Raw genomic sequence first — 19,975 nt, 5'->3', positions numbered from 1 at the left:
CCAACTATCGCCATGAACGCCCCCATCGCAAGTAAGCACCTGGCCGCCCAGGCACGCAACAATGACACGCCGCGCCTGCGTGAAATCCCCTACAACTACACCTCTTACTCAGACCGGGAAATTATCCTGCGGCTGCTGGGCGAGGAAGCCTGGGAAAAGCTGTCCGAGCTACGCTCCGAACGCCGTACCGGCCGCTCTGCCCGCATGCTGTTTGAAGTGCTGGGTGATATCTGGGTCGTCAAGCGCAACCCCTACTTGCAGGACGATCTGCTGGACAATCCCAAGCGCCAGCATCAACTGATCGAAGCCCTGAACCATAGACTGAACGAGATCGACCAGCGCCGTGATAGCGCCGTGCCCGATCGCGATGCCAAGGTTTTGCGCCTGTTGCACGCTGCCCGTGGTGCCGTGGCTGCGTTTGAACAAGAATTTACCGATACCCGCGCCCTGCGCCAGCAGATCGTGCGCTCGCTCTCGCGCCTGACCGCTAAAGACAACATCAAGTTCGATGGTCTGTCCCGTGTCTCGCACGTCACCGACGCCACCGACTGGCGGGTGGAATATCCCTTTGTCGTGCTCACCCCCGATCACGAAAACGAGATGGCCGCGCTGGTTCGTGCCTGTATCGAGCTGAAGCTGACCATCATCCCGCGTGGGGGTGGCACAGGCTACACCGGCGGCGCTATTCCGCTTAGCTGGCGCTCGGTAGTCATCAATACTGAAAAGCTGGACGCCATTGGCAAGCCGGAGCAATCCACGCTGCCCGGCATGAGCGAACCCGTCACCACCATCCTGACTGGTGCGGGTGTCGTCACCCGTCGTGTGGCTGACGCCGCCGAAGCGGCCGGCACTGTATTTGCGGTTGATCCGACTTCGGCCGATGCCTCCTGTGTGGGCGGCAATATCGCCATGAACGCCGGTGGTAAAAAAGCCGTGCTGTGGGGGACCGCACTGGATAACCTCGCCTGGTGGCGCATGGTGGATGCTCAGGGCAACTGGCTGGAAGTCACCCGCCTTGAGCACAATATGGGCAAGATCCACGACGTGGAAATGGCCCACTTTGAAGTCAAATGGTTTGATGGCCGCTACGCCCCTGGCGCTCAATTGCTGCGCAGCGAGACGCTGCACATTGAAGGCCGCCGCTTCCGCAAGGAAGGCCTGGGTAAAGACGTTACCGACAAATTCCTGGCTGGCCTGCCCGGTATTCAGAAAGAAGGCTGTGATGGCCTGATCACGCAAGCCCGCTGGGTCTTGCACCGCATGCCTGCGCATACACGCACCGTCTGTATGGAGTTTTTCGGCCAGGCCAAACAGGCCGTGCCCTCCATTGTGGAAGTCATTGACTACCTGAACGGCGAAGGCAAGCGCATCGGCGCCATTCTGGCTGGTCTGGAGCACTTGGACGAGCGTTATCTGCGTGCCGTAGGCTACGCCACCAAGAGCAAGCGTGATGGCCTGCCCAAGATGGTCTTGATTGGCGACATCGTGGGCGACGATCCCGATGCCGTAGCGACCGCCGCCTCTGAAGTAGTGCGCCTGGCCAATGGCCGTTCCGGTGAAGGCTTTGTAGCCGTCAGCGCCGAAGCCCGCAAGAAATTCTGGGCTGACCGTTCCCGTACCGCCGCCATTGCCCGCCACACTAACGCCTTCAAGATCAACGAAGACGTGGTGATCCCCCTGCGCCGCATGGGTGAGTACACCGAAGAGATCGAACGCATCAATATTGAACTGTCCACGGACAACAAGCTGCGCTTGACCCGTGAACTGGAAGACTTCCTGCAGGGCGATCTGCCCGTAGGCAAGATCGAAGACCACAATGATGCCGAGCACACACGCGAAGAAATCCTGGACGAGCGCCGTCACGACGCCCTCCAGATCGTACGCGACGTACGCCAACGCTGGCAGTGGTTACAAGACAATCTGGACAAGCCCCTGCAAGACTCACGGGCTGATCTGGCTGAAATTGGTGTGCCGCTGGACAGCGCCGCTATCGACGCCCGTCTGCAAGAAGACCCGAGCACCTCGATTTTTCAGCTTCTGCAAGATCACACGATCCGCACTTCCTGGAAGAGCGAAATCCGTGAAAGCCTGGAACACATTTTCCCTGGCGCCGATTGCGCGGCGGTACTGACCGAACTGCAAGCCATTCACGACCGCGTGCTGAAAAGCCGTGTGTTTGTGGCTCTGCACATGCACGCCGGTGACGGTAACGTACACACCAACATCCCCGTGAACTCGGACGATTACGGCATGCTGCAGCAAGCCAACGTCACCGTGGCCCGCATCATGCAAATTGCGCGCGGTCTGGATGGCGTGATTTCCGGCGAGCACGGCATTGGTCTGACCAAGTACGAATTCCTGACGCAAGAAGAGCTGGAACCCTTCCAGAACTACAAGCGTGAAGTGGACCCTGACAACCACTTCAACGCAGGCAAGCTGATGCCCGGTGCGGATTTAAGCCGCGCCTGGACCCCCAGCTTCAACCTGCTGGGCCACGAATCGCTGATCATGCAACGCAGCGAAATCGGTTCCATCTCCCACGCCATCAAGGACTGCTTGCGCTGCGGTAAATGCAAACCGGTCTGTGCCACCCACGTGCCACGTGCCAACCTGCTGTACTCGCCCCGCAACAAGATTCTGGCCACCTCCTTGCTGATCGAAGCCTTCCTGTACGAAGAGCAAACGCGTCGCGGGATCAGCCTGAAGCACTGGGAAGAGTTTGAAGATGTAGGCGACCACTGCACCCTGTGCCACAAGTGCTACAACCCCTGTCCGGTGGATATCGACTTTGGTGATGTGTCCATGGAAATGCGTTCCTTGCTGAACCGCATGGGCAAGAAGTCCTTTAATCCGGGCTCGGCCGCGGCCATGTTCTTCCTGAACGCCAAGGACCCGCGCGTCATCAAGGCCACCCGTACCGCCATGATTGAAGTGGGCTACAAGGCCCAGCGCGCTGTACACAATCTGCTGGCGGCTCCTGCACGCAAACAGGTCAGTGCCCCACCAGCCACTATTGGCAAAGCACCGATCCGTGAACAGGTCATCCACTTCATCAACCGCAAGATGCCCGGTGGCCTGCCCAAGCAGACTGCCCGTAAATTGCTGGATATCGAGAACTCGGATTACGTACCTATCATCCGTAACCCTGAAGCTACCTCGGTGGATTCGGAAGCCGTGTTCTACTTCCCCGGCTGTGGTTCGGAGCGCTTGTTCTCGCAAGTGGGTCTGGCAACACAGGCCATGCTATGGCATGTAGGCGTGCAAACGGTTCTGCCTCCTGGCTACCTGTGCTGTGGCTACCCGCAGCGTGGCAGCGGTCAAAGCGACAAGGCCGAGAAGATCATCACCGATAACCGCGTGCTGTTCCACCGCATGGCCACCACCCTGAACTACCTGGACATCAAAACCGTGGTGGTGAGCTGTGGTACCTGTTACGACCAATTGGCAGGTTACGAATTCGACAAGATTTTTCCTGGCTGCCGCTTGATCGACATCCACGAATATCTGCTGGAAAAAGGCTTGAAGCTGGAAGACGTACAAGGCGTGCGCTACATGTACCACGACCCTTGCCACAGCCCCATGAAGCTGCAAGACCCCATGAAAACGGTCAAATCCCTGGTGGGCGACAGCACCATCAAGGCAGATCGTTGCTGTGGTGAGTCCGGCACGCTGGCTGTGTCGCGTCCGGATATCTCCACGCAAATCCGTTTCCGCAAGCACGAAGAACTGCAGAAGAACCAGGATGCAGTCCGCGCCGATGGCTTCCAAGGCGAAGTCAAAGTGCTGACTTCCTGTCCGTCCTGCCTGCAAGGTTTGTCCCGTTACGAGGACGAAACCAAGATGGATGCGGACTACATCGTGGTGGAAATGGCCAAGCACATGCTGGGCGAGAACTGGATGGCGGACTACGTACGCCACGCCAATGATGGTGGTATTGAACGCGTTCTGGTGTAAACCACACGCCTCACTCCCCCTGAACAGGCCGGCTTCATGTCGGCCTGTTTTGTAAGTGCTGTGTGGGTATTTTTTGCTGCTGGGCCGCCCGAGGTAATCTCCCTCAGGGTGCCTCCAGCCCAAAACGCAGTATGGAAGCTTTTTCAGAATAGGTGTTTTTATGTCTGTTGATGATCCATTGCTAATCAGCCTGCAAGCTCTGCTCCGCAGCGAACGCACCGCGTCGCTGGGAACCCTCAGCAATCAGGGATTGCCGGTAGTCTCCCGCGTCCCCTTTGCGATCTGCCCCGAGCAAGCCAACATCATCATCCACATCAGCGAAATGGCGGCTCATACCCGTTATTTGCTGCAACGCCCCGATGCCAGTCTGATGGTCAGCCAAAGCGAACAGGGCCAGGATGCCGTCCATGACCTGCCCCGTGTCACCTTTCAGATGCTGGCCCGCAAACTGGAGCGCGAGCAGCCCGACTGGGAACAGGCCAAGCAGGCCTATACCGCCCGCTTTCCCGATATGGAATTTCTGAGCAGCTTTACGGATTTCCATTTCTTTGCCCTGGACCTGGTCAGGGTGCGCCATATTGCCAGGTTTGCAGCGGCACGGACCTTGAAACCTGAACTGGTACGCGCCTTGCTGGCCGAGCCTGTGGCCAATTGAAGTCCCCAAGTTTGCAATCACAGCAAGCCTTGAAAGCGCTGGCGCCGCACTCCAGCCATAGCCACCTCAAAGCACCTTAAAACAGCGGCAAACTGGGGAGCCTTCGTCTCTTGCAGGCTCCGGTCCGCATCCAAAATATTGCGGACCTTGCGACAAAGTCGTCACGAACTGATCTCCAGACAAAGAAATCTGATCGCCAATTAAACGCCTTTCCCACCAGAGAAATCGCCACTCCTTCTCTCGTCCCCTCCGAAGCAGACGCACGTTTTCGCGTGTTTCAAACGCTAAGCATGACAAAACGTAAATTCCGCCGCTACAAGATTCAACGGCCACGACGTTAAATGTCACACAAGGACGCGACAACACGTCCTCAAAACGAGTTGCCGCCAAGCATGGAAGAACACCCAGGAGAGGAAGAGATGTCGAACAAGAAACGCAGCACCTATGTGCTAGTGCAAATGGCCTTGCTGAGCCTGTTTTTGCCGGGCATCGCCCAGGCAGAACCAGACAACTCGCTAGAGCAATGGCGCACTAAAGAATACAAACGTCAGCCTGGCCTGGACATGATCAATGCCGCCAAAGCCTATTCGCTGGGTTTTACTGGCAAGGGCGTGACGGTCGGCTATCTGGACTCGGGGATTGAGGCCAAACACCCGGAGTTTGCGGGTGCGATTGCGGGCGGCTTTGACTTCAACACGGATACCCACTATGCCAACGGTCAAGGCATAGACGCCGATCCTCCAGCAGGTCACGGCAGCCACGTTGCGGGCATTATTGGCGCACGCCGCGACGGAGTAGGCATGCACGGTGTCGCCTTCAACAGCCAGCTCTTTGCTGTCGCCTACGATACGAGAGACGACGATGATGACATGCTTGGCAACGATCCTTTTGAGCCGGACCCACGCGACCAAGCTGCCGCATTCGACCGCGTTGCCTCCCAAGGCTGGAACTATCTGGCTCAGTTCAATCTGCCCATCATCAACAGCAGCCTGGGAGTCAATGGTTGCAACGACGCCAGCTCCCCACCACCCTGTAATGTCGTGGACTACGGCTCACCCGAAGGCGTGCTGGATTGGCAACCACTGGCTATCGAGGCTTTTCACAACAGCGTAGATGCAGGCTCCCTGATGGTATTTGCCACCGGCAATGAATCGCAGGACCATCCCGACCTGCTGGCTGGCTCCCCCTACTGGTTTCCTGAACTAAAAGATAATTGGCTGGCGGTAACGGCCCTGGGCGAGGATGGATCTTTAGCCTCCTATGCGAACAAGTGCGGCGTGGCAGCCGAGTGGTGTCTGGCCGCCCCCGGTGGTGACGACGACCCAGGGATTAATTCGGTCCAATCCTCGGGCGGCTATGTCGCCTTTAGCGGCACCTCCATGGCCTCTCCGCACGTAGCGGGTGGTGCTGCCCTGGTAAAGGAAGCTTTCCCTTACTTCACGGCGTATCACCTGCAACAAACTTTGTTGACCACCGCTACCGACATGGGTGACCCCAGCATTTATGGCTGGGGCCTGTTGAACGTCGGTAAAGCCGTACAAGGCCCCGGACAATTTACGCGCCTATTCGACGTAGACACGCTGGGCTACAACTCGACTTTCTCCAATGACATCAATGGCACAGGCGGCTTGCACAAGCGCGGCTCCGGCTCTTTGGAGCTGACGGGCAATAACAGCTATACCGGCGACACCACTGTCAGCGGTGGTCGTCTGGCCGTCAATGGCACACTGGCTTCTGCCGTGACCGTTGAACGTGAGGGAACGCTGGGTGGTTCCGGTACGGTTTCTAAAGTTGATAACTACGGCACCCTGGCTCCAGGCAACTCGGTTGGCACGCTAACCGTCAGCGGCGACTACACAGCTCATGCTGGCTCGGTACATGAACTGGAAGTTGGCCCCGCAGGTGCGACAGATCGCTTAGTCGTAGGCGGTGCCGCCCATATCGACGGCACACTGAAACTGGCCGGTGGCCCCTTCCGCCAGAACGTCGCCTATTCCTTTCTGGATGCCGCCAACGGTGTGACAGGTCAGTACAGCCACATCACTTACGAGATGGCTTTCCTGTCGCCAACGCTGCTCTACGGCCCCAGCCTGTCCTTGATGATCAAGCGCAATGACACGCCGTTTGCCGCATTTTCCAGTACCGGCAACCAGAAAGCCGTGGCCAATGCCCTGGATACCGGCTCGGACCAGCCACCAGCCGCGATGGCTGAACTGTATGACACGGTGCTCAATGCCCAGTCCAACAGCGTGGCGGGCTATATGGAGCAGTTACAAGGCCAGATCCATGCAGGCACCACCTCCGCCCTGCTGAGCAACGGCGACCTGCTGCCCCGCACCTTGGGCAAACAAGCTTCGGGCGCTCGTAATGCAACTGGCAAAGATACTGTGTTGTGGGCTGAAGTCATCCATCAGCAACGTGATCTGGATGGTGACGACAACAGCCAGGATGTACGCCACAAAGTGGGCGGTCTGTTCCTGGGTGGCGATACCGCTATCGGCGAGCAAGGTTGGCGTATTGGTGCGTCCTTGGGTTATCTGGAAAACCGCATCAAGCTGGATGATCGTCGTCAGAGCTCGCGTAGCAATAGCTACAGCGCAGCCCTGTACGGCACACAGGCTTGGGAAATGGGGTCGGGTAGTCTGAATCTGTTGGCTGGTGGTGCTTACACCCGCCACAGCCTGGACAGCGAGCGCTCCATCTCCGTTCATCAGAGTGAAACACTGAAGGCAGACTACAAAGCGCATAGCATTCAAGCCTTTGCCCAGTTGGGTTACCGCATGCCGGTCAGCCCTCGCTCCAGCGTAGAGCCCTATGCCAGTGTGAACTGGCATCAACTGCGTCACGGCTCCTTCAGTGAATCTGGTGGTCAAGCCGCCTTGCGTGGTGACTCGCAACGCCAGAACTTAAGCACTGTCACATTGGGGCTGCGTGGCTCCACGGAACTGGACTTGTCCAAAACCACGCTGTCCTTAAGTGCAGGTTTGGGCTGGCGTCATGCCCTGGGTGACACCACACCCGAGCTTGAACTGGCCTTTGCTGCCTTGCCAGGAAGCAACTTCCGTGTCAGCGGTGCACCTATCGCCAAGAATGCCGCTGTTGCCGAGTTGGGCGCAGAGCTGAAAGCGGGCAAGAGCACTTCCTTCGGTCTGAACTACCAAGGTCAGTTTGGCCGCAATCAGGATCATGCAGGCTCGCTGTTCATGAAGGTTCGTTTCTAAGCAGGACGAAAAACACGGGGCTGACAGCGCGTCAGCCCCGTGTTCTATCAAACAGACGGGCATGAAAAATCCCTGCGATGCTCAAGCACGGCAGGGACTCGGGCTACAAGGCTAAACCGGCGTTACACCGCTTACATAGCGATTAGCGATCAGATTCGTTAAAACTACAGACGGTGTAAACCGACAGGCCGGAATCCTTCACGGCTTTAGATCCACCCAGCTCAGGCAAATCAATAATGGCAGCGGCTTCCACTACGTTGGCGCCCAAACGCTGCAGCAATCGGGCAGCAGCCAACAGGGTGCCACCGGTAGCGATCAGGTCGTCGATCAGCAAAACGCGCTGTCCAGGACGCACAGAGTCAGTGTGCATTTCAACGCTGGCATTGCCATATTCCAGGGAATACTCTTCAGCCACGGTATTGAAAGGCAGCTTGCCTTTCTTGCGCACGGGCACAAAACCCAGATTCAGTTCGTAAGCCAGAACCGAGCCCACAATAAAGCCACGCGCATCCACACCCGCCACCAGATCCAGCTTTTGTCCCATGTAGCGGTAGACAAACAGATCAATCAATACCCGGAAGGAACGCGGGTCTTGCAGGACCGTCGTGATATCGCGGAAAGTCACCCCTGGCTTAGGCCAGTCCGGCACATTGCGAATGATTTGACGGATGTACTGGGTGGGATCAATTTGCATGTCAAAGCTTCTACAACAAAAAATCCGGACGCGGAGGGCGCTCTTGGATACGTTGCAAGTGTACACAATTGGGCAGCAGCAACAAGGGCTCGCCCGGCTTGTGCCCGTAAGTTGTACTAATACGACGCGATTGAGCAGAAATCCTCGCAGACTTGACCCGACGCGTCCTTTTAGTTTGGCTCTAAAGTATTTTTTCCAGTGCTGGAACCGGCCTGCAAACGACCGGCATCGAACTGATAAACCTGGTCAAGCAAAGGCAGCAAGCGAGTATCGTGGGTCGCCATAATAACGGTTTTGCCCCGCGCTGCCGCCAGAATATCCTGCATCAGGGCCTGGCTGGTGGGGCCATCCAGACTGGCTGTGGGTTCATCCAGAAACCAGATATGCGCAGGCGACAATAGCACCCGCGCCAGGCACAAGCGGCGCTGCTGTCCCAAGGACAATTGCTGCCCGCCCTCCCCCAGCCAGGTATCCAAGCCTTGCGGCAAATCTCGTACCACTGCATCTAACTGCGCATCGTGAAGCACCTGCCAAATACGCTGTTCTGATGCGGCAGGTTCGGCCAGCAATAAATTGTCTCGTACAGAACCCAGAAACAGCGGTGAATCCTGGGCTAACAAGGCGCAATGATCAAACCAGCTAGCGCGAGTCCACTGTTGAGCCGCCAAGCCATCAATCTGATACTGCTGACCCGGTACAGGCAGAAGACGCATCAGCACGCCTAGCAAGGTCGACTTTCCAGAGCCACTCGGGCCGAAAATGGCAATGTGCTCACCGGGCGGCACGCGTAGCGACAAGTGCTCCAGCACGGGCTGCAAACCATAGGCAAAATTCAGGTCTGTAATTTCCAGCAAAGCGGGCTTGTCCAAGGCAATGACTTGCCCCTGCTCCTGTTCAGCCTCAAGTGGCTCATCCAGAATCATCAACAGGCGATTGCTGGCTGCCTGCACTTCACCCAAGCGCGAAGCACCCCGCATCATGGGAGCCATAATCTCGAACAGGCCCAGCAAAGCCAGCACCAGACCCACCCACAAAGGACCGCTCATGGCTTGTACATTGACTTGCTGTGCGCCCACGATCAGACAGGTCATCAAGGCCACGCCCATCAAGACTTGCTGGGAAAACTGCCCGACAATTCCCCAACCATTGCTGCGCAAACGAGCTTGCCCCAGTTTCTGACTCAACTTGTCCACTTGCTCCTGCACAGCATCAGCCGCGGCAAACACCTGGATATCGGCATAAGCACGAATAGCCTGATGCACCAGAACACGCTGACGGTTCTCCAACTGATGGACCTGCTGGGCGGCACGGCTGGCTCCGCGTGCACAAACATAAGGAACCAGGCAGGCGGCCAGCAGCAAACAAGCCAGAATCAGCCAAGCCCACCACGACAGCCAGGTTTGCAGCACGGCACTGAATACCAGCCCCGCCACAACTGCTGTTGTCAAAGGCACCAGAATCAGCAAGAGCACCAGATCCAGAATAGCTACGTCAGACGTCAGGCTCGATGCCAGCTCACCATCCCGGAACTGAGCCAGACGGGATTGGCTAAAACGGCTCAAGCGTCCAAAAACCAGGCTGCGTATGCGCACCTGTAGATCCAGTGTCAGGGCATGTCCGACCACTCGCTCCAGGTAGCGGGAGGTGATGCGCCAAAAAGACAGACCGCGAATCATGGCCGACGGGCCAAACAGGTTGAAAACAATACCCATCGTCGCCAGGAACGCACTGCTCAAAAACCAGCCTGCTACGCCCAACAGCCCCACACCGGCGGCCACGGTGCTGATGGCTAAAAGGACAGTGAATAGAACCGCCCCGCGACGGGCACGCAAACTGGAACCCAGGAGACGAAACCATGCTTTCATGCCGTCAGGGCTCCTTGGGCGATACGCAACTGGTTCGAGCACATGGCGGCCAACTCCTCGTCATGCGTCGCTACGACCAGACAACGGCCCCGGCAGAAACGAAGAATGTTGTGCATGACACGATCTCGTGTCGCGGCGTCCAGGCGAGAGCTGGGTTCATCCAGCAACACAACATGGGGGTCCGTCAGGAACAGGCGGGCCAAGGCCAGGCGCTGAATCTGGCCGCCGGACAGCCCAAAACCACCCTCTCCCAAGGCGGTCTGCAAGCTATCGGGCAAAGCGCGCACGAATTCCGCTGCACAGGCTTGTTCCAGAGCTTGCCAAAGCTGTTCATCGCTGGCTTGGGGAGCGGCCAGACGCAAACCATCGGCAATCGTGCCCATGGCTAAAAAGGCTTGTTGAGAAATCAGCACCACACCGTCGTGACGAGTCAGCAAACGACCGGCCGTGTCGCTATTGCGCAGCAGGATTTCACCCTGCGCTAAAGGCCGTAAACCGATCAGGCTTTCCAGCAAGCTGGTTTTGCCAGAGCCACTGGCGCCCAGCAAAGCGTAAGACTGATCTATATAGAGTTGCAGGCCGGGCACTTCCAGCAAGGTCCCCTGCCCGCTCAACTGCGGCAAATGCAGATGACGCAATACCAATACCGGCAAGTTGGGAAAAACTGCCTCATGGTCTGCGCTGGTGGGGGCTGCAGGAATCAAATCCTGACCCAGTTTTGCCCACAGTCTGTCGACCTCTACCGCAGCCGCACGCGCCGCTGCCCGGTCATGATAATTGGCGGCTAACTGACGCAATGGCTGGTAAGCCTCGGGGGCCAGGAGCAAACAGAACAAGCCTTGCTGCAAACTGATGCCTGAAAAGGACTCGCCCAGATAGCCCAGGTAACCCAAACCAATATAGACAGCGATCCCCGCCACTCCCAGGGCCGCAAAGAATTCCAGTACGGCGGACGATAGAAATGCGATACGCAGCACTTTCATGGTGCGCGTACGTAATTCCTGGCTGGCCAGTTCGACACGCTGCAACTCATCCTGCCCACGCCCCATCAGACTCAGGGTAAAGATCCCGCGCAGGCGGTCAGCAAAAAAACCGGATAAACGTAGCGTGGTTTGCTGCTGCTCTCGGCTGGCGGCTTCTGCCCCCCAACCGACCAATGCCATGAACAAGGGAATCAAGGGTGTGCTCAGCAGCAAAATCAAAGCCACAATGCCATCCACCGGCAAGACAGCCAGCACCAATGCCAACGGCACCAGAGCCGCAGCCGCCATGCAAGGGATGTAGCGCGTCACAAAGCCATCCAGGGCTTCGATTTGCGTGATCAGGCTAGTGGACAGTTCGCCGCTATTGCTGGCCCGCAAACGGGGCACCGTACTGCGAAACAGCCGGGCAAACAAGTCGGAACGCAGCCCCTGCTTCAATTGTTCTGAAACCTTCTGGGCACGGCGTTCGCCGAAAGCGGAAACGGCGGCCCGCAGCAATAAGAGCACAGCCACCATCAAGATAGAAACAAGCTGCCCGGTCCAAGGCAAACCATCGACCACAATGGCCTGCACAATTTGCGCCAGCAACCAGGCTTGAGGAATCAGTAATGCACCGGCCAGCACCGGGGTCAGCATGGAAACCCGCAAAGCCGTGCGGGCGCGGCTGGAGAATTGCTCCAGCCACTGTTGCGCCGTTGGACTTTGCGGGGTCAATCAGACCTCGATGTCTGCATTGGCCTTGGAGGAAGCTGCATTCTGCAAAGCAGTGTTCTCACGCAGCTCGAACCACATCGCATTCAAGATAGAAAATGCGCAGGCCAAACCCAAACCTAGAACCCAAGAGAAGTACCACATATGCGCTGGCCTCCTTAGTAAGAATGAGAAGAATCGTTCATGCTGGCAATCGACACTTTGCCCCGCATCACGCGGTAAACCCAGGATGTATAGAGCACGATGATAGGCAGGAACACCAGTGTCACCAGCAGCATGATCCACAAGGTCAAATGACTGGCCGAGGCATCAAACAAGGTCAGGCTGGAACCGGGGTTCAAGGACGAAGGCAAAAGGAAGGGGAAAACGGCAAAACCAAAAGTCAGGATGATGCCCCCCAAAGCCAGGGACGAAAACAGCAAGGCCAGCAAGCCACGACCACGGCCCGCCAACAAGGCCCCCAGCAACAAGCCCACAAAACCGACAACTGGGGCCGCCCACAAGGCAGGCCAGGTACGGTAGTTGGCCAACCAGGCGCCTTGCACCATCTCTACTGTTTTACCAATCGGATTGGACATGGCATGAGCCACTTCAGGCCAAGGCATGCTGTAGCCATCCATCGCGCTGATCCACCAACCACCTGCCGCAAAGGCCAGAATAGAAAGCAGACCCAAAGGCATGGCCCAGGCACGTGCACGTCGAGCAACCTGATCACTGCCCTTCCAAGCCACCACAACCGCCCCCTGGAAAGCCAGCATCAACACGCTAAGCAGGCCACACAAGACGGCAAAGGGCTGGAACAGGCCGAAGAAGTTGCCGTGGTACATAGGACGCAGCGTCGTGGGGTCAAAGCCAAACGGCACACCCAGCATGACGTTACCAATGGCCACCCCGAACACCAGAGCACAAACCAGACCCGAAGCAGTCCAGATCGCGTCCCAGTTACGACGCCAGCGCGTAGAGCTGAGTTTGCTGCGGTATTTGATGGCAACCGGGCGGACAATCAAGGCCACCAGGAGCAGCATCATGGCCAGGTAAAAGCCCGAGAACGCCATGGCATACAGCAAGGGCCAGGCCGCAAAAGCCACGCCACCGGCCACAATCAGCCAGACCTGGTTACCTTCCCAGACCGGACCAATCACGTTGTACAGCGTGCGTCGCTCGTCATCGCTGCGAGCAACCAGTGGCAACACCATCGCCACACCCAGGTCAGCCCCGTCCATGATGGCAAAGGCCGCCAGCAAAACGCCCAGCAGCAACCACCAGATGATGCGCAAGGTGTCGTAATCGAGAAGAATCAAATTATCCATGATGGTTCCCTCTCCTTAACCGCGCAGCAACGGAGCGTTGCGCGAACCATAAGACAAAGCGGACGGTGTCGCTGTGGCGCTCTCGTCATCCGGACCTTTGCGTATCGAGTGCAGCATGACCTTGATACCGATCACCGCCAACGTGGAATAGAGCAGCAAGAAGATGCTCATACTGATCATCAGATCCACAAAGGACAAACCGGAAGCCGCATAGTACGTGGGCAGGACACCTTCAATCGCCCAGGGCTGGCGTCCGAACTCGGCCACAAACCAGCCACATTCGATCGCAATCCAGGGAAGGGGAATACTCCAGACAGCCGCTTTGAGCAGACGCGGGTGACGCTGCAGACGGTCACGCGATGCCAGCACAAAAGCCACGCCAAAGAACAGGATGAAGTACAGGCCCAACGCTACCATCACACGGAAGCTCCAGAACAAAGGCGCAACCTGTGGCACCGTATCCCAGGCAGCCTGAGCAATAGTGTCGGTATCCGCTTTGGTGATGTCTTCGGTATAGCGCTTGAGCAGCAAGGCGTAACCCAGGTCCTTCCAGTTATTGTCAAAGACGCGACGGGCCTCGATATTGCTGGCATCGGCACGTACTAGCTGAAGTGCCTCATAAGCCCGCAAGCCATTGGCGATTCGGATCTTGGCGTGCTCCACCAGCTCGTTAATACCCATCATGGGGGTACTGACGGAACGTGTCCCGATCAGCCCCATCACCCAGGGAATTTCCACGGCAAAGCGGTTTTCACGGGCTTCCTGATCCGGCCAGGCTATAAGATTGAAGCTCGCTGGTGCTTCCTCGGTTTCCCACATGGATTCCATGGCCGCAATCTTCATTTGCTGGTGTTCAGTGGTCAGGTAACCACTTTCATCACCCAGAACCACCACGGACAGGGACGCCGCCAAACCGAAACTGGCCGCTACTGTCATGGAACGCTTGGCCAAATCAATATTACGGCCACGCAGCAAGTACCAGGCGCTGATGCCCATGACGAACATGGCACCCAGAACGTAACCGGCACTAACGGTATGAACAACTTTGGCTTGCGCAACGGGATTGAGAATGACCTCGGCAAAGTCGGTCATTTCCATACGCATGGTGTGGGGGTTGAAGATGGCGCCGACCGGGTTCTGCATCCAGCCGTTAGCGACCAGAATCCACAGAGCCGACAGATTGGTGCCGATAGCGACCAGCCAGGTAACGATCAGGTGTCCCAGTTTGGAGAGACGGTCCCAGCCAAAAAAGAACAGGCCGACAAAGGTAGCTTCCAAGAAAAAAGCCATTAATCCTTCAATGGCTAGTGGCGCTCCGAAAATATCGCCTACATAGTGACTGTAATAGGCCCAGTTCATGCCGAACTGAAATTCCATCACAATCCCGGTGGCCACGCCCAAGGCAAAGTTAATGCCAAAGAGTACGCCCCAGAACTTGGTCATGCGGCGCCAGATGGCTTTGCCCGTCATGACATAAACGCTTTCCATAATGGCCAGCAAAAACGACAGGCCTAGCGTCAAGGGTACAAACAAAAAGTGAAACATCGCGGTGGAAGCAAATTGCAGCCGCGATAAGGTAACGACATCCAGATCAATCATGACGACCCCCAGTTTGATCAGCTTTGCGAATCTTTCCGGCGAAACCCAGCACTTTCTGAACTTTGCTACCTAAACGCATCAGATTTTGCAGGGTCTCGGGCGGTAAGTGATGAACCTCGTCAAACCAACCACAAGCCAACTCGATCAACTCCAGCATTTCGTTAATGCGCTGCTGCCCATATTCTTCTTCTTCATTTACAGGCGCTTCCATTAGGATACTTCGCAATAAGGTCAATGTGGGATCTATCTCGCGCTTGCGTTTCTCCTCCACCAAAGTGCGGAAAATCTCCCAAATATCCTTGGGAGATTCAAAGTATTCCCGGCGCTCGCCGATCTTGTGCGTCATGTTGACCAGTCGCCAGGACTGCAACTCGCGCAAGCTCATGCTGACATTGGAACGAGAGATGCCTAGCGTTTCAGCAATCTCGTCGGCGTGGAGGGCTTCGGGTGCAATGAACAGCAACGCATAGATCTGGCCCACCGTACGGTTGACTCCCCAGCGCCCGCCCATCTCCCCAAAGTGCAGAATAAAACGCTCTGCCTGTGGTCCTAGATTCATGGCTTCCTGAATTTTCAGTAATTACTGAAATTACAAAACAGGGTGTATCTTAACCCTAAACTATTCAGCTTGCCACTGGTCCAAAGGCTTCTGACCTTACAATTTGCCTCCTGCAAATCTGCATGCCAAGCAGACACTTCACGTTTACAATTTCGCCATGAATACAACGGCACTTTTCGATCCCGCGCATATCCTGTCCTCGGCACGTCGCACCTTCGACATTGAAGTTGAAGCCTTGCAGGCGCTTGGCACCCGTTTGGACCAGAGCTTTGTCGAAGCCACCAAGCTGCTCGTGCACTGCCAGGGCCGCGTCGTGGTGACGGGTATTGGCAAGTCCGGCCATGTCGCCCGCAAAATCGCGGCTACCCTGGCCTCTACCGGAACCCCTGCCTTTTTCATGCACGCGGCCGAGGCCCTGCATGGCGATCTGGGCATGATTACCAAGCAGGACGTGGTCATTGCCATTTCCTACTCTGGTCAGGCTCAAGAGCTGGTCACGATTCTGACCGTGTTGCGCCGCATGGGAGCCAAGCTGATTGCCATCACCGGTAATGCCCAGTCCGAGCTGGCCCAAAACGCGGACCTGCATCTGGATGCGCATGTGGAGCACGAAGCCTGCCCGCTCAATCTGGCTCCAACGGCCAGCACTACCGCCGCTTTAGTATTAGGGGATGCACTTGCCGTTGCTTGCCTGGAAGCACGAGGCTTTAGCCGCGAAGATTTCGCCCGCTCCCACCCCGGTGGGGCCCTGGGTCGTCAATTACTGACGTTTGTGCGCGACATTATGCGTAGTGGAGAGCAACTGCCCATTGTCGCCGCCGACACCCTGGTTCCCGATGCCCTGGCCGAAATGTCCAGCAAGGGTATGGGCATGACGATTGTCACGGACGCACAAGGCCATCCCGTCGGAATGTTCACGGATGGCGACCTGCGCCGCCTGATTGCACGCGAAGGCGACATTCGTACCCTGCCCGTTTCCGCCGGTATGTCGCGCGACCCACGCAGCATTGCAGCCGAAGCCCTAGCCATTGAAGCAGCCGAGCAAATGGATGCCCTGCGTATCAGCCAAATGCTGGTTCTGGACGCAAACGGGCTATTATTGGGAGCTCTGCACATGCACGACCTGTTGGCTGCAAAGGTAATCTGATCATGATGAATACGCCCACTACCCCCATCCACCCTGCTGAAGCCCAGATTCTGGCCAAGCTGCCTGAAAACGTACGCAACCAATTACGTCAGTTGCGCATGATGGTGTTTGACGTGGACGGCGTACTGACAGACGGCCGCCTGTGGTACAGCGAGAACGGCGAAGAATTCAAAAGTTTCCATGCGCTGGACGGGCATGGTTTGCGCATGTTGGGCGAAAGCGGAATCAACGTGGCCCTGATTACGGGCCGTGAAAGCGGCATTGTGTCGCGCCGCGCCGCCGAGCTGGGCATTCCTTTTGTTCATCAGGGCGTACGCGACAAAATTGCTATCCTGACCCAGATTGCCCAGGAAAATGGCCTGTCCTTGAGCGAAGTGGGCTATATGGGCGACGATCTGATCGATTTGCCCGCCATGCAGCGCGTGGGTTTTTCCGCCAGCGTGCCTGAAGCCCCTTTCTATATTAGTCAGATCGCCAGTTGGGTCGCCACGCTGCCCGCCGGTCAAGGTGCGGTGCGCGAATGCTGTGACACCATTCTGGCTGCCCAACATCGTCTGGCCCCCTTTATTACCGGTGGTCCGCTGAAAACGACCGGAGTCATTCAGTAATCATGCGTGACCGTCTACCCACCGTCATTTCCCTGTTGCTGCTGGCCATGCTGGTGCTGGCAACCTTGTGGGCGGTCGATTACACCCAAAGCTCGGTGGCTATTGATCCCCCGCGCCGTATCACCCACGAGCCCGACTCCTGGGCGCGCGACTTCACCATGATCAGTACTGATCAAAGCGGCAAGGCCATCAGCCGTCTGGACGGGGTCATTGCCTACCACTATCCCGATGACGACTCGCACGACATCACGTCCCCGCGCGCAGTCAGCAACCGGGCCGATTCGCCCTTGACCATCGCCACCTCGGACACAGCGCATATGAATGCGGGCGGCGATACGATCACCATGACAGGCAATGCCCACATCCACCGCCAGGCGACCCCTGAAGAAGAGGCCATGGATGTGCGCAGCGAAGTGCTGATCATCCTGCCCGAAGAGGACGTGGTCTACACCAACGAACCGGCTTTGGTCGTGAATGGTCAGTCCACCATGCGCGGTACCGGTATGCGTTACGATAATCGCGTTCGCCAATTGAACGTCATGTCGGAATCCGACGTTAAAATCTCGGGCCAACAAACACAAAAAGCGCGTTCTTCCAATAGCTCTAAGGATTCCCCTCAATGATCACGCCTGACAGCGCCCGCCTGGGCCACAAGCCCAAGCTCTCCTTTAGCCTTTTGCGTGGTGCCCTGGCCCTGTGCCTGAGCACTGCAAGCCTGGCTTTGCTGCCTACGGCCCCTGCTCTGGCCCAGGCGGCTGCCCCTGCTGCCGCCGAACCAGACACTTCCGTGCTGTCCGACACCCTGACCTACGACGATATTGCCAAGCAGACTATCTACAAGGGCAACATCATCCTGACCCGTGGCGCCATGACCTTGATGGCCGACCAACTGGCTATCGAGCAGGACGCGGAAGGTTTCCAGCATGGCACCGCGACGGTAACCGAGCGCGCCCGTGTGACTATTCGCCAGGAAGATCCCGCCAAGTTTGAGCTTCTGGTCGCCGAAGGCGTCCGAGGCATTTATAACGGCAAGACAGAAGAAGTCGAGCTGATTGGCAAAGCTGTAGTCAACCGCTATGTCTGCGGCAAGTTGCAGGACACCATTCAGGGTCAGCGCATTGTTTACCGCCAGAAAGACGGCACCTACCAGGCTTTTGGTGGCTCCGAATCTGCCACACGTGATGGCCGGGTGCGCTCCGTTGCCCGCCCACGCGCCAATGCCGACGCTGCTCTGGCCGAATGCCAACGCAAGTCCTCCCCCCGCAAATAGCCCGGACACCTCTGAATCATGGTTGCTCCTAACAACCCGTCTACCCCTACCCGCGCCAGCCACTCGACCAAAGGCAGCCTGATTGCGCAAGGACTGCGCAAGACCTACGGCAAACGCACGGTCGTGCACGATGTTTCCCTGAATGTGGAAAGCGGTGAGGTCGTCGGCCTGCTCGGCCCGAACGGGGCTGGTAAAACCACCAGCTTCTATATGATTGTAGGCATTGTGCCCGCTGATGCCGGCCGCATTGAAATTGACGGCACGCCCATTACCGCCATGCCCATGCACAAGCGGGCACGTCTGGGACTGTCTTACCTGCCCCAGGATGCGTCTGTCTTTCGTCGCCTGACGGTTGAAGAAAACATCCGCGCCGTGCTGGAGCTGCAACTGGACGAAAACAGTCGCAGCATCAACAAGCACGATATCAACGAGCGCCTGGAAACCCTGATCAGCGAGCTGCAAATTGCGCACATCCGACAAAATACCGCCCTATCCCTGTCTGGTGGCGAGCGCCGCCGCGTAGAAATTGCCCGCGCGCTCGCCAGCAACCCCCGCTTCATCCTGCTGGACGAGCCCTTTGCCGGGGTGGACCCGATTGCCGTGATCGAGATCCAGCGCATTGTACAGTTTCTGAAAGGCCGCAATATTGGTGTGCTGATTACCGATCACAACGTACGAGAAACCCTGGGCATTTGTGACCGCGCCTACATCATCAGCGAAGGTACAGTCCTGACCAGCGGGCACCCGTCCGAGATTATTGATAACGAAGCCGTGCGCAAGGTTTACCTGGGCTCGAACTTCCGAATGTAAGCTGATTTTTGGCCCTGTAACGGGGCCAATCAAAGCAAGGGTTTTCCTGCACATCACAGATTGATCCAGGTCATGTTATCTGACCAACATATAGGTATACTGGAATATCCAGGATCAGTAGTAAGGAGGCTAAAGACGATCAACCTTCCCCTTCTTGAACACGTTGTTTGACTACTACGGAGAGCCTATATGAGCCTTAATATCACTGGCCGTAATCTTGACATAACTCCTGCCATTCGCGACTACGTCAAAAGCAAAATTGGTCGAATTGAAAAACACTTCGACAACGTGGTTGACTCGCAGGTTATGCTTTCCATCGAACGCCTGAAGCACACTGCCGAAGTGACCGTCCGCGTCCCCGGCAAAGATATACACTGCGCCTCTTCAGACGAGAACTTGTATGCCGCCATTGATCTGCTGGCCGATAAAATCGACCGCCAGATTCTGAAATACAAGGAAAAGGCAAACAGCCATGCGCATGAGCCCGCCAAGCGGCTCGAAGTTCCGGCAGTCTGATCACGCCGAACTGTTACAGCGGGCATAGCCTGCCGACAAACCCCGTTCTTTCAGAAGTTCGGGGTTTTGTGTT

The 19,975-nt window shown here is 57.0% G+C and carries 16 protein-coding genes; 9 read left to right on the top strand and 7 right to left on the bottom strand.

The features are described from left to right. Positions 1–12: 12 nt before the first annotated feature. The 3 genes from OSH09_RS08790 (at position 13) to OSH09_RS08780 (ending at position 7,830) form a co-directional block, all read left to right on the top strand. Positions 13–3,954, top strand: a complete 3,942-nt coding sequence (locus tag OSH09_RS08790; protein ID WP_266120765.1) for a DUF3683 domain-containing protein — start codon at positions 13–15, stop codon at positions 3,952–3,954. A gap of 160 nt (positions 3,955–4,114) precedes the next feature. After that, a complete protein-coding gene (locus tag OSH09_RS08785) occupies positions 4,115–4,609 on the top strand; it encodes a HugZ family pyridoxamine 5'-phosphate oxidase (protein ID WP_266120764.1) in 495 nt (164 codons plus the stop codon). Between the two features lie 419 nt (positions 4,610–5,028). After that, positions 5,029–7,830 carry an autotransporter domain-containing protein gene (locus OSH09_RS08780; protein ID WP_266120763.1) on the top strand — a complete coding sequence of 934 codons (2,802 nt, stop codon included), beginning with the start codon at positions 5,029–5,031 and terminating at the stop codon, positions 7,828–7,830. Between the two features lie 142 nt (positions 7,831–7,972). Here the strand turns inward: OSH09_RS08780 and OSH09_RS08775 are convergent, their stop codons facing one another. The 7 genes from OSH09_RS08775 to OSH09_RS08745 all read right to left on the bottom strand — a co-directional run bounded on the left by OSH09_RS08775 (position 7,973) and on the right by OSH09_RS08745 (position 15,551). Then, positions 7,973–8,524: an adenine phosphoribosyltransferase gene (locus tag OSH09_RS08775; RefSeq protein ID WP_207872297.1), complete on the bottom strand. Its 552-nt coding sequence runs from the start codon at positions 8,522–8,524 to the stop codon at positions 7,973–7,975. 170 nt (positions 8,525–8,694) lie between these two features. Then, positions 8,695–10,389, bottom strand: a complete 1,695-nt coding sequence (gene cydC / locus OSH09_RS08770) for a thiol reductant ABC exporter subunit CydC (RefSeq protein WP_266120762.1) — start codon at positions 10,387–10,389, stop codon at positions 8,695–8,697. Further along, positions 10,386–12,086 (bottom strand): thiol reductant ABC exporter subunit CydD, encoded by a 1,701-nt coding sequence (cydD, locus tag OSH09_RS08765; protein ID WP_243430152.1) that lies wholly within the window; start codon positions 12,084–12,086, stop codon positions 10,386–10,388. Before cydD ends, cydC begins: the two co-directional genes overlap by 4 nt. After that, on the bottom strand, positions 12,087–12,227 hold the full coding sequence (gene cydX, locus OSH09_RS08760; protein ID WP_045929585.1) for a cytochrome bd-I oxidase subunit CydX: 141 nt from the start codon (positions 12,225–12,227) through the stop codon (positions 12,087–12,089). Between the two features lie 14 nt (positions 12,228–12,241). After that, a complete protein-coding gene (cydB, locus tag OSH09_RS08755) occupies positions 12,242–13,393 on the bottom strand; it encodes a cytochrome d ubiquinol oxidase subunit II (RefSeq protein WP_266120761.1) in 1,152 nt (383 codons plus the stop codon). A 15-nt stretch (positions 13,394–13,408) separates the two neighbouring features. Then, positions 13,409–14,992, bottom strand: a complete 1,584-nt coding sequence (locus OSH09_RS08750) for a cytochrome ubiquinol oxidase subunit I (protein ID WP_266120760.1) — start codon at positions 14,990–14,992, stop codon at positions 13,409–13,411. Continuing rightward, a complete protein-coding gene (locus tag OSH09_RS08745; RefSeq protein ID WP_207872301.1) occupies positions 14,985–15,551 on the bottom strand; it encodes a GbsR/MarR family transcriptional regulator in 567 nt (188 codons plus the stop codon). Before OSH09_RS08745 ends, OSH09_RS08750 begins: the two co-directional genes overlap by 8 nt. Before the next feature lie 157 nt (positions 15,552–15,708). Between OSH09_RS08745 and OSH09_RS08740 the strand changes: the two genes are divergently transcribed. The 6 genes from OSH09_RS08740 (at position 15,709) to hpf (ending at position 19,902) form a co-directional block, all read left to right on the top strand. Next, positions 15,709–16,698, top strand: coding sequence for a KpsF/GutQ family sugar-phosphate isomerase (locus OSH09_RS08740; protein ID WP_266120759.1), 990 nt, complete (start codon positions 15,709–15,711; stop codon positions 16,696–16,698). A 2-nt stretch (positions 16,699–16,700) separates the two neighbouring features. Then, a complete protein-coding gene (locus OSH09_RS08735) occupies positions 16,701–17,306 on the top strand; it encodes a KdsC family phosphatase (protein WP_266120758.1) in 606 nt (201 codons plus the stop codon). Positions 17,307–17,308: 2 nt separating this feature from the next. Beyond that, positions 17,309–17,929, top strand: a complete 621-nt coding sequence (lptC, locus tag OSH09_RS08730; RefSeq protein ID WP_222668903.1) for an LPS export ABC transporter periplasmic protein LptC — start codon at positions 17,309–17,311, stop codon at positions 17,927–17,929. Next, a complete protein-coding gene (gene lptA / locus OSH09_RS08725; RefSeq protein ID WP_266120757.1) occupies positions 17,926–18,576 on the top strand; it encodes a lipopolysaccharide transport periplasmic protein LptA in 651 nt (216 codons plus the stop codon). The genes lptC and lptA overlap by 4 nt, the downstream gene beginning before the upstream one ends. An 18-nt stretch (positions 18,577–18,594) precedes the next feature. After that, a complete protein-coding gene (gene lptB, locus OSH09_RS08720; RefSeq protein ID WP_266120756.1) occupies positions 18,595–19,386 on the top strand; it encodes an LPS export ABC transporter ATP-binding protein in 792 nt (263 codons plus the stop codon). 189 nt (positions 19,387–19,575) lie between these two features. Further along, entirely contained in the window at positions 19,576–19,902 is a 327-nt protein-coding gene (hpf, locus tag OSH09_RS08715; RefSeq protein WP_207872307.1) for a ribosome hibernation-promoting factor, HPF/YfiA family, read from the top strand. Positions 19,903–19,975: the final 73 nt, after the last annotated feature.

Source organism: Alcaligenes parafaecalis, from assembly GCF_026344135.1.
Classification (GTDB): Bacteria; Pseudomonadota; Gammaproteobacteria; order Burkholderiales; family Burkholderiaceae_B; genus Alcaligenes; species Alcaligenes parafaecalis.
The sequence above is the reverse complement of the archived record's forward strand: the minus strand, read 5'-3'. Positions and strand labels throughout refer to the sequence as shown.

Coding starts and splice junctions, on each gene's coding strand:
- OSH09_RS08780 (WP_266120763.1), top strand. CDS start 5,029: ATGTCGAACAAGAAACGCAGCACCTATGTGCTAGTGCAAATGGCCTTG.
- OSH09_RS08735 (WP_266120758.1), top strand. CDS start 16,701: ATGATGAATACGCCCACTACCCCCATCCACCCTGCTGAAGCCCAGATT.
- lptB (WP_266120756.1), top strand. CDS start 18,595: ATGGTTGCTCCTAACAACCCGTCTACCCCTACCCGCGCCAGCCACTCG.
- cydC (WP_266120762.1), bottom strand. CDS start 10,389: ATGAAAGCATGGTTTCGTCTCCTGGGTTCCAGTTTGCGTGCCCGTCGC.
- OSH09_RS08750 (WP_266120760.1), bottom strand. CDS start 14,992: ATGATTGATCTGGATGTCGTTACCTTATCGCGGCTGCAATTTGCTTCC.
- OSH09_RS08740 (WP_266120759.1), top strand. CDS start 15,709: ATGAATACAACGGCACTTTTCGATCCCGCGCATATCCTGTCCTCGGCA.
- lptC (WP_222668903.1), top strand. CDS start 17,309: ATGCGTGACCGTCTACCCACCGTCATTTCCCTGTTGCTGCTGGCCATG.
- OSH09_RS08785 (WP_266120764.1), top strand. CDS start 4,115: ATGTCTGTTGATGATCCATTGCTAATCAGCCTGCAAGCTCTGCTCCGC.
- hpf (WP_207872307.1), top strand. CDS start 19,576: ATGAGCCTTAATATCACTGGCCGTAATCTTGACATAACTCCTGCCATT.
- cydX (WP_045929585.1), bottom strand. CDS start 12,227: ATGTGGTACTTCTCTTGGGTTCTAGGTTTGGGTTTGGCCTGCGCATTT.
- OSH09_RS08790 (WP_266120765.1), top strand. CDS start 13: ATGAACGCCCCCATCGCAAGTAAGCACCTGGCCGCCCAGGCACGCAAC.
- cydB (WP_266120761.1), bottom strand. CDS start 13,393: ATGGATAATTTGATTCTTCTCGATTACGACACCTTGCGCATCATCTGG.
- lptA (WP_266120757.1), top strand. CDS start 17,926: ATGATCACGCCTGACAGCGCCCGCCTGGGCCACAAGCCCAAGCTCTCC.
- OSH09_RS08745 (WP_207872301.1), bottom strand. CDS start 15,551: ATGAATCTAGGACCACAGGCAGAGCGTTTTATTCTGCACTTTGGGGAG.
- OSH09_RS08775 (WP_207872297.1), bottom strand. CDS start 8,524: ATGCAAATTGATCCCACCCAGTACATCCGTCAAATCATTCGCAATGTG.